The following is a 14287-nucleotide window of genomic DNA, read 5'->3' on the forward strand; positions in this document are numbered from 1 at the left end:
ATAGAGAGGTGCTTGAATAGTGTTTGCCAGCTATTATCGTGGTTCACTATCTTAACCTCTTGACGTTTATGTTGAGTGGTTTTTTTGTGGTTATGAGAAAGTTTATTCTGTTTTTTATCATAGGTATGAAGGGAAGGGTTATGGAAAAATGAAGAAAAATAAGTTTTTAGCGTGGTTACTTATTGTAGCTGTATTTATTACGACATTCTCTACAAGTGTAATCCCGGCTCAAGCAGATGGAGCAAGCTCTACCCTTAAAGGGTATGTATCTGTATCCGTAGAGAAATTCACCTTAGGCCAAGGGTATATTAAGGAACCTATTAAAGTTCCGATTTATGAAGGCGATAATGGCGCATCTTTAATAACACGTGCGCTAGGTGATGGCAATTATAGATATTTAGGAAATATAGATAGTGGTTTTTATTTATCAGAAGTTAAAGATAGTGGCAGAAGTGAAGTCAATATTCCACAATATATTTTAGATATGATTTCAGCCGATGGGAATACAGTCGGCACTAAAGCAGACCCAGATTGGTTAAGTCAGTTTGACTACACCTCCATGTCGGGTTGGATGTATGCAGTAAATAATGTGTTTCCTCCGTTTGGGATGACCGATTATAAGCCTCAAGACGGTGACATCATTCGAACTCAGTTCACCACTTATGGCTATGGTTCTGATCTTGGCGGCTGGGGGGAAATCCCAGTTCAACTTGCCAATAAGGATGCTTTAACTGCGGAAATCGCCGAGATTAACAGTGCCCCTAATAAAGAAACTATTTTGGACAGACCAGTAGTGCAATCGGCAGTTTATGAAGCCTATTCCGTGCTCGAAAACATGGCAAGCTCTCAAATAAGTGTAGATCATGCGCTTGTCGGTCTTAATAATGCATTAGACATAGAACCCCCTGTTATTACAGTAAGTGGCATACAAGATAAACAGGAAGTATCCAATAAAGAAATAAGCTTCAAAGTAGCTGTCACAGACAATGTATATAGTGACATTACTCCAGAAGTGAAGCTGAATGGAGTTACTTTATCACCTGCAAATGGGGAGTACAAAGCTACTCTGAATTCAGGCAGTAATGCAATTACTGTAACGGCTCTTGACGGAGCTGGAAACAAAACAAATGTAACTTATCAGGTTACTTACAAACTGGAAACTACAGTTGCCGTCAAACAACAGTTAGATAAAAACCTTGCTTATATTTTAAATACTGTAAAGAATCCCACGTTTGGAACAGGTAGCGGAGAATGGTCAATCCTTTCTTTGGCCCGGGCGAACTATACAGTACCTAACGGTTATTACGATCTTTATTACAACAATGTAGCAACGAAAATAGCATCAATCATTAAAGAGGATGGAAAACTCGACGCCAATAAAAGCACAGAGAATTCCAGAGCAATATTAGGACTTACCTCTATCGGAAAAGATATCACAAATGTTGCGGGATATGATCTGAGAAAAGCACTCGCTGATTATCAATATATCCAAAAGCAAGGCAATAATGGTCCGATTTTTGCTCTGATTGCGCTAGATAGCCATAACTATGAGATTCCTGTAGTTGATGGAGTTACAGAACAGACCACAAGAGAAAAACTAGTTCAGTATATTTTAGATAAAGAGGTTAAAAAAGGTACAGCAGAAGCTGGTGGCTGGGCATTAGGCGTAACCAAAGCCGATGTCGATATGACTGCGATGGCGATGCAAGCTCTTGCACCTTATTATGCAACCCGTGATGATGTAAAAGCTGCCGTGGATCGGGCCATCCAATGGCTGTCCGATAACCAAAACAATCAAGGCGGATTTACAAGCTGGGGAAGCACTAGCAGCGAAAGTATCTCGCAGGTAATTGTAGCCTTAACTGGTGTAGGCGTAGATCCGCACACTGACGCTAGATTTGTTAAAAGTGGAAATTCGCTTATTGATGCATTACTTAGCTTTGCTGCACCTGAGGGTGGATTTAAGCATATCCTCACAGGCAAAGTAGACAATATGGCAACGGACCAAGGTACGTATGCACTTGTGTCCTATGATCGTCTGATCAATCATAGCAACCGTCTCTTTGATATGAATGATGTACAATTAGAACAACCTACTACTGTTGTAGCCAAACAACAATTAAATAAAAGCCTTGCCTATATTTTAAACACTGTAAAGAACCCGTCGTTTGGAACAGGCAGTGGAGAATGGTCAATCCTTTCTCTGGCCCGGGCGAACTATACAGTACCTAACGGTTATTACGATCTTTATTACAACAATGTAGCAACGAAAATAGCATCAATCATTAAAGAGGATGGAAAACTCGACGCCAATAAAAGCACAGAGAATTCCAGAGCAATATTAGGACTTACCTCTATCGGAAAAGATATCACAAATGTTGCGGGATATGATCTGAGAAAAGCACTCGCTGATTATCAATATATCCAAAAGCAAGGCAATAATGGTCCGATTTTTGCTCTGATTGCGCTAGATAGCCATAACTATGAGATTCCTGTAGTTGATGGAGTTACAGAACAGACCACAAGAGAAAAACTAGTTCAGTATATTTTAGATAAAGAGGTTAAAAAAGGTACAGCAGAAGCTGGTGGCTGGGCATTAGGCGTAACCAAAGCCGATGTCGATATGACTGCGATGGCGATGCAAGCTCTTGCACCTTATTATGCAACCCGTGATGATGTAAAAGCTGCCGTGGATCGGGCCATCCAATGGCTGTCCGATAACCAAAACAATCAAGGCGGATTTACAAGCTGGGGAAGCACTAGCAGCGAAAGTATCTCGCAGGTAATTGTAGCCTTAACTGGTGTAGGCGTAGATCCGCACACTGACGCTAGATTTGTTAAAAGTGGAAATTCGCTTATTGATGCATTACTTAGCTTTGCTGCACCTGAGGGTGGATTTAAGCATATCCTCACAGGCAAAGTGGACAATATGGCGACGGACCAAGGTACGTATGCTCTTGTGTCCTATGATCGTCTGATCAATCATAGCAACCGTCTCTTTGATATGAATGATGTGCAACTGGAACAACCAGAAGAACCGGGGCCTGGGCAACCAGAGGGTCCGAAAGAACTTCCGTTACCTTCTGGGGAGAACCCGAAAGTTGAAATCCCAAATGACGCTAATGATTATATCGTTCCGATCAGCACTGGAGATAGCAACAAAGAAATCACAGTAGCTATTTCGGAAGAAAATCAATCGAAGGTTAGTGTCAATTTACCAAGTAACAGCGACCTTCCTCAGATAGAGGCCATAAAAGGTAACGTATCTGTAGTCATTCCTAAGGGTGCAAAAGTTACAAGTGGGGATGCCTCTGCGATTGAACTGATTTCAGCTTTAACCGGTGCAGAATCTGCACTAAAAGATAGTGTGTATCAGATTATTCCTGGGGACAAGAAGCTTGATAACATTCTTCAAGCATTTTCCATGGGTGGTAGTGCAAGAGTAGAATTTAGTCAATTTATTACGTTAACCTTTAAGGACCTTAAAGGAAAAGAAGCTGCTTATATTCAAAATGGCACCCCTCATGCCATTCAAAAATTTGCAAGTGATGACTTAGGTTTTGCAAGCGGTAAGTCTGAGTATGCCTATGATAGTGGAAATGACTTAATTGTAAAAACCAATCACTTCACTGACTACATTGCGTATGCTTCCAGTGCAGTACAAACACCTGGCGGCGACGGTGGTAGCGGAAATGGTGAAGGAAATGGCGGCAACAATGGTGGCGAAACCACTCCATCGAAACCATATGTAACCCTGTCCGTGGATAAGCTTACAATTAATAAGGGATATGTTGTTCCATCTGTACAGGTAGAGCTACAATCTGGTGACACGGTGTGGTCTGTACTAAAAAGAACATTAGATAGCCGCGGTATCGAATATCGAGATTCTTGGAGCGGTAAATATGGAAGTGTGTATGTAGAATCGATCGCAGGCGATGGAGAATTTGACCATGGCAGCGGCAGTGGATGGATGTATAATGTGAATGGGAAATATCCTAATTATGGAGCATCTTCATATGACCTAAGTTCCGGGGACAGAATTCAGTGGCGTTATACTACGAATTTGGGTGTGGATCTAAATGCACCGATACCAACTACAAGCCCTACTCCAAGCCCAACGCCTAAGCCTGGTGCTACTCCTGCTCCTGGTGGGGGAGCTAATCCGGAAGCCGGCGTTGATCCAAATGTGAGTCCATCTCCAACAGTGACTCCTAAGGATCCTACCCAGAACACGAATGATATTAAACAACTGTATACAGATGCTGATAAGATCTCTTCCTGGGCCTATTCAGCGATTGAAACAGCTACAGTAAAAGGATATATCCAAGGTAATAATGGCCAGGTGAATCCGAAAGCTTATATCACAAGAGCGGAGTTCACTAAGATTCTCGTTTCTGCATTAGAACTTGATATTAAGAGTGATAAAGGCATTACCTATAAGGATGTCGCTCTAGGCGATTGGTTCTATCCATATGTGAATGCTGCGCATAAGGCAGGTCTAATCACAGGCTTTAATAATGAATTTAAGCCAAATGACAAGATTACTCGTGAGCAGATGGCAGCAATTATCGTCAGAGCATTGGCCATCCCGGCGACGAAGCCAGGAACAGCGATTAAAGATATCAACACCGTATCGGCATGGGCCAAAGCAGATGTAGAGACCGTTGTTGCGACTGGTTTGATGTTAGGTGATGATAATCAATTTAAACCTAAAGAGCTTGTAACTAGAGAAATGGCGGCTGTTGTAGCTACTAGAACCCATGATTATAAGAGTGGGAACAAAGTGGTTAGTCCGACTATTCAGAATAAAGCAGTTAGTTCTTATATTCAGAACACAGCTGCCTTTTTGCAAAAAACAGTAACAAACCCGGTTATCTCCTCGGTTGGCGGGGACTGGACAGTGTTCGGGCTGGCACGTTCAGGCGTGAAGGTTCCAGATAGTTATTACACTAAGTACTACGCGAATGTAGAAGCAACTCTTAAAGAAAAAGCTGGGAAGCTGCATAGCGTAAAATATACGGAATATGATAGAGTTATTTTGGCATTAACTTCAATCAACAAAAATATTGATAAAGTGGCGGGTTATAACCTACTGGAACCGCTCGCGGATTTTGATACTGTAATTAAGCAAGGTATTAACGGACCTGTGTTTGCTCTCATTGCACTGGACAGTAATCATTACGACATTCCAGTGGTTAAGGATGTAAAGACGCAGACGACTAGAGAGAGGCTCATTGATTATATTTTGGGCAGAGAGATCAGCGGTGGTGGATGGGCACTAGGCAGTAATGCTACAGCGGCTGATCCAGATATCACGGGGATGGTCATTCAAGGCTTAACGCCTTATTACAAAACCAACGCCAAAGTAACAGCTGCTGTGGACCGGGGGATTGCTTGGTTATCCAAAACACAGACAGCAGACGGTGGTTTTGCAAGCTGGGAATCTACAAATTCCGAAAGCATCGCTCAGGTGATTGTAGCTTTAACTGGCCTTGGTATTGACCCGCATAAGGATTCCAGATTTATTAAAAATGGACATTCCGCAGTAGACGCATTGCTTAGTTTTGCTGCACCTGAAGGTGGTTTTTATCACGTGAAGCAGGGTGGAGTAGGCAATGGAGGCGCGCAACCAGGAGAAGTAGATCTTATGGCTACGGATCAGGCGATGTATGCACTGGTTTCCTATGATCGGCTCGTTAATGGCCAGACCCGTCTTTATGATATGACAGACGTCAAATAGAATTATATTTAGAGAGATAAGCAAGGGTAGCGTGTATACCCTTGCTTATTATTTAAGGTGGGACTAGAGAAATGAACAAGAAGAAATGGTTAACCGCGATACTAATCATAGGTGTATTGGCTATCGCCTTCTTTTGGGGCGGGGATTACCAGAAGAGCCCAAACAAGGTCGCAAATAGTAGCGTTGAGACACAGGTTATAGAGCCAGAGAACACTGCTTCCGCAACAAATGATGATGTTGAACCCACTGAGGCAATCGCTACCGAGACAACAGAGATAACACCGTCAGCTACGCCAAGTGAAACAGCTAAGCCCATTGAAACCCTAAAACCAAATGAATCGGCAACACCAACGGAAGCTGTAACACCAACAGGAACTGCAGCACCAACAGAAGTTGTAACACCGGTCGCAACAACAAAACCTGCTGCAACGAAGCAACCGACCGCAACGCCGAAAGCGGCTAAAACGTCCGTGCCGGAAACGAAAGCGACGGCAAAACCCGTAACAAAACCTGATTCAAAAGTAGCGACAACAGAAACCAAGCAGGAATCGAAAAAGGATAAATTTCTTACCGATCCAGTGCCGAGCGGGAAACCTAAACCAGTGGAATGGCAAGATGCAACGGTAGATAAGAAGAAGCAATTAACGGCTACCTTGTCCGTCTCAGCGGCAACAATTTTAGATAACATGGATATTTTTAATCAGGATAAGCTTGAAGTATTGCCGGCAGATGGTATCATTTATAAAGCGCAGAAGGTAACTTTTTATGAAGGTGAGTCTGTGTTTGATGTTTTACTAAGAGAAATGAAAAAGAATAAAATCCATATGGAATTTAGCATGACGCCGATCTATAACAGTAATTATATTGAAGGCATAAATAATCTGTATGAATTCGACGCTGGAGAGCTCAGTGGATGGATGTACAAAGTAAATGGCTGGTTCCCTAACTACGGCAGTAGCCGTTATGTTCTCAAAGATGGCGATGTCATTGATTGGGTATACACTTGTGATCTAGGTCGAGATGTGGGTGGTTATGTAGCCACAGGAGGAGCTCAGAAATAATGAAGGATAGCTTTTCTACCTTTCATCCGTTTGTGAATTTTCTATATTTTGTTGTTGTATTGCTGTTTAGCATGGTGTTCATGCATCCTATATTTCAAGTGATTGCCCTTATTAGTGCTGTAGCCTACTCAATTATGTTAAAAGGAAAAAAGGGCATCCGATTTAATCTGCTTTACATGATTCCTTTTCTGCTGTTTATGGCAGTGATGAATCCTGTTTTTAATCATCAAGGGGTAACGATCTTGTTCTATTTAAACAACGGGAACCCAATTACGAAGGAATCGATTCTTTATGGCGTGGCAGCGGCGTGTATGTTTGTGACGGTAATTATTTGGTTCTCCTGTTATAACGTCGTGATGACCTCGGATAAGTTTATTTATATATTCGGAAAAATACTGCCGGCACTGTCGTTGATTTTTTCGATGGTGCTTCGTTTTGTTCCTAGATATTTAGCGCAAATCAAGGTGATTTCTAATGCTCAAAAATGTATAGGTCGGGATGTCTCACAGGGAAATCTCCTCGCGCGTGCGCGGAATGGGATTACGATCCTCTCCATTATGACCACCTGGGCTTTGGAAAATGCGATTGAGACAGCGGATTCCATGAGATCGAGAGGGTATGGATTGCCGGGCCGTACAAGCTTTTCTATCTTTCGGTTAGATGCCCGAGACAAAGTAGCCCTCTTGATCATGACAGGCTTAATTGCGCTGGTAGCCGTAGGGGCAGTGATGGGTGAGAACACCATGAGATTCTATCCGTCGATTAAAGCGAGCGCAATTACGCCTTTTAGTATTCTTATATATATCGCTTATTTTGCGTTATGTATGATCCCAGTGCTCATCAATATGGTGGAGGCAATGAAATGGAAATCTATCGAATCGAAGAACTAAGCTTTACTTTTCCTGAACAAGAGCAAGCGGCTCTTTCGAATATTAATCTAACGATTGAAAGTGGAGACTTCATTACTATTTGTGGAAAGTCAGGCTGTGGCAAAAGCACTCTGCTTAGACAACTGAAAACAATTCTAACCCCACATGGCAATCGCCAAGGGGCAATTTATTATAAGGGTCAACCTGTAGAGGAGATCGATCAAAGAACGCAGGCAGCGGAAATTGGTTATGTACTCCAAAGTCCGGACAATCAAATAGTGACAGATAAAGTATGGCATGAGCTTGCCTTTGGGCTGGAGAGTTTGGGGTATGATCATTCTACTATTCGTCTGCGTGTGGCGGAAATGGCCAGTTTTTTTGGGATCCAGACCTGGTTTCATAAAAGTGTGACTGAGTTATCAGGCGGCCAGAAGCAGCTGCTTAACTTAGCCTCCATAATGGCTATGCATCCCTCGGTTCTAATCCTCGATGAGCCTACCTCCCAGCTAGATCCTATTGCGGCTTCCGATTTTCTGGAGACGGTCAAAAAAATAAATCGTGAGCTGGGAACAACCGTGATCATGACCGAGCATCGTCTAGAGGATGTTCTTCCGCTTACAGATCGGTTGATTGTGCTGAATGAGGGAGTTGTGATCGCCGATGATACCCCGCAAAAGGTGGGCGAGGCTTTAAGTAAGCTGAACCATCCGATGTTTCTGTCCATGCCCTCACCGATGCAGATTGTTGCAGGAGTAGATCATGACTTAGCGTGGCCTGTGACTGTGAAGGAAGGGCGCCAATGGTTGGATGCTTTTCTAAAGGGTAAGACTCCTGCAACGATGGCAGAAACTCAGCCTAGCACGAAAGAGGCCGGCCCTGTAGTCATAAAGTTTAAGGACGTATGGTTTAAATATGATAAAAATGGACCGGATATCATTAAAGATTTGTCGTTTGAAGTGAAGCAAGGGCAATTTTATTGTATTGTTGGCGGGAATGGAACAGGGAAGACATCGACGCTGTCGCTGATGAGCGGGATCCTTCAGCCATACAGAGGGAAGGTTCTTATCGGCGGGAGCAACCCTGCGAAGATGAATGCCAAAGCGTTGTTTACTAACAATCTGGGCATCCTCCCGCAAAATCCGCAAACCTTATTTGTGAAAAAAACAGTCGAGCTAGATTTATATGAAATGTTATCCCAGCTCTCTTTGACGAAGGAAGAAAAAACCGCCAGAGTTGAAGCTGTGGTAAAGTTCGCAGAACTGGAACATCTCCTCTCCATGCATCCGTATGATCTCAGCGGGGGAGAACAACAGCGTGCAGCGTTGGCGAAGGTGCTTTTGTTAGAACCAAAGATTCTGCTGTTGGATGAACCGACCAAAGGACTGGATGGACCCTTCAAAGAGAAGCTAGCCGTATTCCTGCAAAAGCTCAATGCCGAAGGCGTTACTATTGTAATGGTCTCGCATGATGTTGAATTTTGTGCCAAATACGCTGAGGTCTGCGCCATGTTTTTTGATGGAAGTATCATCACTACGAATGAAGCACAGAAGTTTTTTGCGGGAAACAGCTTCTATACAACGGCCGCCAACCGTATGGCGCGTCATGTATGGAATGAGGGAGTAACGATAGAGGGTGTGATTGATTTATGTCAAAGAAGCAGATAACGGATCGTCGTTTGAGTCGTCGAACTTTATTAGCGGCACTACTAATCCTCATAGTCATTCCAGCTACGATTTTATTAGGCATCTTTGTGCTAAATGATCGGAAGTATTATTTTATCAGTCTATTAATTGTTATCTATACGATGATTCCTTTTGCGATGGTATTCGAGAACCGGAAGCCGCAGGCGAGGGAGCTGATCGTTATAGCGGTGTTAGCAGCCATTGCCGTGGCGGGACGCGCAGCCTTTTTTATGTTGCCGCAGTTTAAGCCAGTGGTTGCTATTGTCATCATCGCAGGGGTAAGCTTGGGTGCGGAGGCAGGGTTTCTGGTTGGCGCTGTTGCAGGCTTTGTCTCGAATTTCTTCTTTGGGCAGGGGCCTTGGACGCCTTGGCAAATGTTTTGTTTTGGCATCATTGGCTTCCTGGCGGGCATTTTCTTCAAGAAGGGTCTGCTTAAAAAGAATAAGCTGTCGCTGTGTATATTCGGAGGCTTAGCGACGTTTTTCGTATACGGAGGCATTATCAATATAGGCTCGCTGATGATGTTCACTTCAGAGTTCTCATGGCCGGCTTTAATGACCACTTATATTTCAGGTTTTTGGTTTGATATGGTGCATGCGATCTCGACGGTGGTGTTTTTGTTTTTTATTGCTAATCCTATGATTGAGAAGTTGGATCGGATAAAAACGAAATATGGGTTGATTGAGCCTTAGGTTCTTGGTATTAGCTTTTGGACGTTGTGCGCTTTTTACGCTGGCGGACGCTCCGCTTTTCCACAATCAGTCCGTTCTCTCCGCTGCTATCAGCGCGAATTCCAAAATACAAACACACAAACACAAACTAAAGGCTCAGCGCCTCCCGCTTCAGTTTTTAGCGGAAGGGGGAGGGGAACTAGTGGCTACGAATCAGGCCACTGTGACAAGCCACTGAAAAGAGAATATACCTAGTAGTGATGCTCCTAGGTGAAGACTTATAAAAACAGGCGATGTTCCGGTATCCGGTATCGCCTGTTTTTTTGATTCACTTAACGTTCAGCAACAACTTTGTGCGGGGGAACCCCGGCATCGGGCTGATTATGAGTGGCTTCAAGTGTGGAGAGGTCGCCGTCCAGTGTTTTGAGTCCGGGGAGCAGCAAGGCTGCGCTGGCGCAGAGCATTGGAAGCAAGCCGGCGATGACAAAAAGCGCAGGCACACCATAGAGTTCAGCAATCGCGGCGCCGGCAAAAGCACCAAAAGGCTGTAAACCGCCACCGATTAAAAAACGGATGGAGTTGACTCTTCCTTGCAGATTGCTCGGAACCAGACGTCCATGGAGTGAAGAGCTTAAGGAGCCGAAGAAGGGGCCTATCGTTCCGGTGGCGAATACGGCGGCGAGAGCAAAAGAAAAACTAGGAAACAACCCCCATAATGTTGTAACTAAACCGATGGTCCCCAGACTTCCGAGCATGACAAACCGCCTCTTTTTAATTTCCCCTATCATGGAAATGACGCTTAGCCCGACTAAGGTTCCAAGTGCGAAAACTGTACTAAGTGTGCCCATCGTCGCCGCATCACGGTGGAGCACTTCGCGTACAAAAGGAACCATCATGGTCCAGACGGCAATGGAGCTTAGATTACTAATAGAGGCCATCATCATTATCGTAAGCATGGCGGGGAATTGTTTATAGAAGGTAAAGCCCTCAGCTATTTCGCGAACGTAGATGGCAATGGAGAAACGGCCTGGAGCTGGAGAGGGCTTGGGTAGCTTCTGCAGGCACAGCAAGGTAGTGATGGCCGCAACGTAACATAACATGTTGATGCTAAGGGCTGGCAGCGCGCCACTGGCAGCGGTCAACGCCCCAGCCAGGGCGGGGCCCAGCAAGACTGCTGCACTTTTGCTGCCATCGATGATAGCAAAAGCCCGCACCAGCTTCCGGCTATCGGCAACGCCGGGAATAACAGCCATGGCTGTTGGCATGAACAGGGCGGCGCAGGCCCCGCTGAGACCAGCGGCGACAAACAGATGCCACAGCTGCAGTTGGCCAGCCAGACCCATGCCAAGTGGCAATGCTATAGCCAGCAGGCGAATGGCTGCCAAGCAGGCCATAAAGCGTACCCGGTGGAGTCGGTCGGACAGCGGCGAGCCCAGCAAGCGCAGCAGCAGCTCAGGTATGCCGGAGCTGAGTGCGAGTGCTCCCATCGCTAGTTTGGAACCCGTCAGCTCATAGACGAGCCATTCCATAGCCAACAAGCCAAAAGCATCCCCAAAAGCACTTAAAGTTATGGTTGAGAGTAAACCATAATAGCTGCGTTTTATCATAGCCTGTTCGCTCCTTTCTTATATTTCTCGCATATACGCTTACAGTCCTTATAAGGACGCTTAAGGCGTTTATGCTTGATTCTCTAGATATGACCCAATCTGTTGCGGTAGCCCATTTAAGGCTTCCAATCGCAGGCTATACGATGTGCTTTTAACGTTGGTATGGACAATGACCAGTCCTGCTGCGCGCAGCGCGATCAGATGGTAGTGGATTGTACTTTTAGAAAGTCCGACTTCCCGCACGATTTCCGTGAAATTCAACTGCTTGCCTGTAAGCAAACGAAGGATATACAGCCGCGTCTCATCCGAGAGTGCCCGGGTAAGGCGAAGTAGTGCTGGAGCAGGCCGGCCAGCTTCCGGAGGGAGAACATCACAAGAGTAGCTAGTGAACACGAATTCATCAAACATAGAGGTGGTGACCAGTGGGCGGGCATGATATTGCGGAATGATAATGACCTGCTTCAGACGTTCGGTTGGATAGAGACGCATTCCGTCGGTTGCTGCTTCAAAGACTTCCATATCATTGTTCCCATTCAGTATCGTTCGTCTTGACTCGGCTTCCTGTTCAAGCCCTTTGAGGATATTAGGGTCGATTCCATTGAAGTAACCCGCGTTCCATTCGCGCAGGATGTCAGAGGCAGTGTCCCTTAGCTCGGAAAGATTAGAGGGGACCGATTGGCCGAAACGTCCAGATATTTCATACAGTTCACCCGAAGTTAACCGATCAAACCAATCCAGAAAGCTGCTAACCGAACGTTCTACTGGACAGCACCAAATGTAGGGAGCCAAACTGAAATCATCAAGTTTCTTAACGACCTCTTGCATTTTACGAAGCAACATCGGGGCAAATCTTGCTTGGACTTCACGTACCCAGAGCTTACCGGAATCCATAGCAGTATGGTTCTGCTTGCTTAGAAAAGCAGTCATACTGTTCACACATTCATACATGGGGGCAAAATCGACTTCTACTTTATATTCCATGAGCTTCTCCATCCTTTGAGTAAGTTACTGAAACATTTATTAGTTCTATAATTATAGAACTTTTTATTGGTTTTATTGTAAACGAACTATATTCCATTTTCAATAGCTTTTCGACTGAAAACAAAAGAAATTTTAATTACGAAAAAAAGACAGTTCCGGTAGGCACATTTTGTGCATTAGGAACTGTCTTTTGACGTCTACACAATTTATATACTTTTTAGGAGTTCTGAGTAGATTGCTCAAATATAATCAATTGATTATATAAGTGTTTGGTTATATAATAAATCTGAAACTCAGATGAAGAAGGTGTTTTTAGATTTGAAGGAATTTCAGGGCATGAATGATTTGACTCAGGGTCCTATTATGCCTACCTTAATGAAATTAACGCTTCCCATTATTGCGACGAATTTCATCTCCACAACCTATGGCCTCGTCGATATGATTTGGGTTGGAAGATTGGGAAGTGGTCCTGTTGCCGCGATTGGCACGGCGAGTTTTTTCATTAATCTAGCGATTGCATTGTCGACTATGATTACGATCGGTACAGGGATTAAGGTTGCGTTTTGTATGGGATCTGGCCAGATAGAGAAGGCTAAATCTTATATGAAAAACGGGTTTGCGATGTCTATTTTATTAGGACTTCTCTATATGAGTTTAGTTCTGTTGACCAACAATCAGTTGATTGGTTTTTTTGGTCTTGGAAGTGATGAAGTTGAACGGATGGCACGACAATTTTTAATGATTTCGATCTTCGGGACGGTATTTTCCATCGTAAATACTTTGTTTGCCACACTCTTAAACTCGATGGGAAATAGTAAACAACCGTTTCAGATCTTCTCTGTTGGTCTTATGGTTAATATCGTCCTTGATCCATTTTTAATTTTTGGCTGGGGCAGTTTTGAAGGTTGGGGAGTAGCGGGGGCAGCCACGGCAACATTGACAGCGAACATCTTAGTTACGGCTCTTTTTATCATAAAGACAAGAAAGTCAGAAATCATTTCGAACACATCAGCATGGGACAGTCGTCAAATGAAAGAAGTAATTCGTATGGGACTTCCGATCACAATCCAACGGGTCACCTTTACGCTCATATCGATCGTCATTGCTAAGATCATTGTACGTTTTGGGGCGGATGCGATTGCGGTGCAAAAAGTAGGGATTCAAATTGAATCTATTTCTTATATGACTATTGGAGGACTACAGGGAGCTATTGCTGCCTTTTTTGGACAAAATTATGGAGCACGCCGATTGGACCGTATAGGGCAGGGATATCGTAAGGCTTTGATCTTAACCTCCATCTTTGGCGTGATCATATCGCTTATATTTATTGCGTTCCCGCAGCAGCTATTTTCCTTGTTTTTATCAGATCAGACAAGCCTGGAATTAGGCACTGATTATATGCGCATCATTGGCTACTCTCAATTATTTATGTGTATGGAATTAATGACAGTAGGTGCGTTTAACGGCATTGGCCAAACTCATATCCCGCCGATCTTCAGTATTACATTTACTGCACTGCGAATTCCACTAGCCTTGATTTTATCCGAACCTTTTGGCCTGAATGGGGTGTGGATGTCGATTGCTCTAAGCAGTGTGTTTAAAGGGGTTATTCTTGTGTTCTGGTTTAGAAGATCTTTATTCAAAATGAACAAACAGCAGATAAACTACTAAGCAAA

At 44.1% G+C, this 14287-nt stretch carries 8 protein-coding genes; 6 read left to right on the forward strand and 2 right to left on the reverse strand.

The features are described from left to right. Positions 1–148 precede the first annotated feature (148 nt). The 5 genes from MHB56_RS18310 (at position 149) to MHB56_RS18330 (ending at position 10044) form a co-directional block, all read left to right on the forward strand. Complete coding sequence (locus MHB56_RS18310; RefSeq protein WP_341143842.1) at positions 149–5740, forward strand: S-layer homology domain-containing protein; 5592 nt, start codon at positions 149–151, stop codon at positions 5738–5740. Positions 5741–5811: 71 nt separating this feature from the next. Further along, positions 5812–6801 (forward strand): DUF4430 domain-containing protein, encoded by a 990-nt coding sequence (locus tag MHB56_RS18315; protein ID WP_341143843.1) that lies wholly within the window; start codon positions 5812–5814, stop codon positions 6799–6801. Beyond that, a complete protein-coding gene (locus MHB56_RS18320; protein ID WP_076130087.1) occupies positions 6801–7691 on the forward strand; it encodes an energy-coupling factor transporter transmembrane component T in 891 nt (296 codons plus the stop codon). The genes MHB56_RS18315 and MHB56_RS18320 overlap by 1 nt, the downstream gene beginning before the upstream one ends. Further along, positions 7664–9334 (forward strand): ABC transporter ATP-binding protein, encoded by a 1671-nt coding sequence (locus MHB56_RS18325; RefSeq protein ID WP_076305187.1) that lies wholly within the window; start codon positions 7664–7666, stop codon positions 9332–9334. The genes MHB56_RS18320 and MHB56_RS18325 overlap by 28 nt, the downstream gene beginning before the upstream one ends. Further along, positions 9316–10044 carry an ECF transporter S component gene (locus tag MHB56_RS18330; protein WP_036684891.1) on the forward strand — a complete coding sequence of 243 codons (729 nt, stop codon included), beginning with the start codon at positions 9316–9318 and terminating at the stop codon, positions 10042–10044. The genes MHB56_RS18325 and MHB56_RS18330 overlap by 19 nt, the downstream gene beginning before the upstream one ends. 311 nt (positions 10045–10355) lie before the next feature. Here the strand turns inward: MHB56_RS18330 and MHB56_RS18335 are convergent, their stop codons facing one another. Together MHB56_RS18335 and MHB56_RS18340 are read right to left on the reverse strand one after the other, a co-directional pair. After that, positions 10356–11630 (reverse strand): MFS transporter, encoded by a 1275-nt coding sequence (locus tag MHB56_RS18335; protein WP_341143844.1) that lies wholly within the window; start codon positions 11628–11630, stop codon positions 10356–10358. 69 nt (positions 11631–11699) lie between these two features. Next, positions 11700–12611: an ArsR/SmtB family transcription factor gene (locus MHB56_RS18340; RefSeq protein WP_339281692.1), complete on the reverse strand. Its 912-nt coding sequence runs from the start codon at positions 12609–12611 to the stop codon at positions 11700–11702. Positions 12612–12929: 318 nt separating this feature from the next. On the opposite strand from MHB56_RS18340, the gene MHB56_RS18345 reads away from it, so the two are divergent. Then, positions 12930–14282, forward strand: a complete 1353-nt coding sequence (locus MHB56_RS18345; protein WP_339281693.1) for an MATE family efflux transporter — start codon at positions 12930–12932, stop codon at positions 14280–14282. The last annotated feature ends 5 nt before the right edge of the window (positions 14283–14287 follow it).

Origin of the sequence: Paenibacillus sp. FSL H8-0315 (genome assembly GCF_038005365.1) — a bacterium.
GTDB lineage: Bacteria > Bacillota > Bacilli > Paenibacillales > Paenibacillaceae > Paenibacillus_AQ > Paenibacillus_AQ odorifer.

Bases quoted from the DNA above. Each gene is read 5' to 3' on its own strand.
- MHB56_RS18330 (WP_036684891.1), top strand. From the start codon at position 9,316: ATGTCAAAGAAGCAGATAACGGATCGTCGTTTGAGTCGTCGAACTTTA.
- MHB56_RS18340 (WP_339281692.1), bottom strand. From the start codon at position 12,611: ATGGAATATAAAGTAGAAGTCGATTTTGCCCCCATGTATGAATGTGTG.
- MHB56_RS18325 (WP_076305187.1), top strand. From the start codon at position 7,664: ATGGAAATCTATCGAATCGAAGAACTAAGCTTTACTTTTCCTGAACAA.
- MHB56_RS18335 (WP_341143844.1), bottom strand. From the start codon at position 11,630: ATGATAAAACGCAGCTATTATGGTTTACTCTCAACCATAACTTTAAGT.
- MHB56_RS18310 (WP_341143842.1), top strand. From the start codon at position 149: ATGAAGAAAAATAAGTTTTTAGCGTGGTTACTTATTGTAGCTGTATTT.
- MHB56_RS18315 (WP_341143843.1), top strand. From the start codon at position 5,812: ATGAACAAGAAGAAATGGTTAACCGCGATACTAATCATAGGTGTATTG.
- MHB56_RS18320 (WP_076130087.1), top strand. From the start codon at position 6,801: ATGAAGGATAGCTTTTCTACCTTTCATCCGTTTGTGAATTTTCTATAT.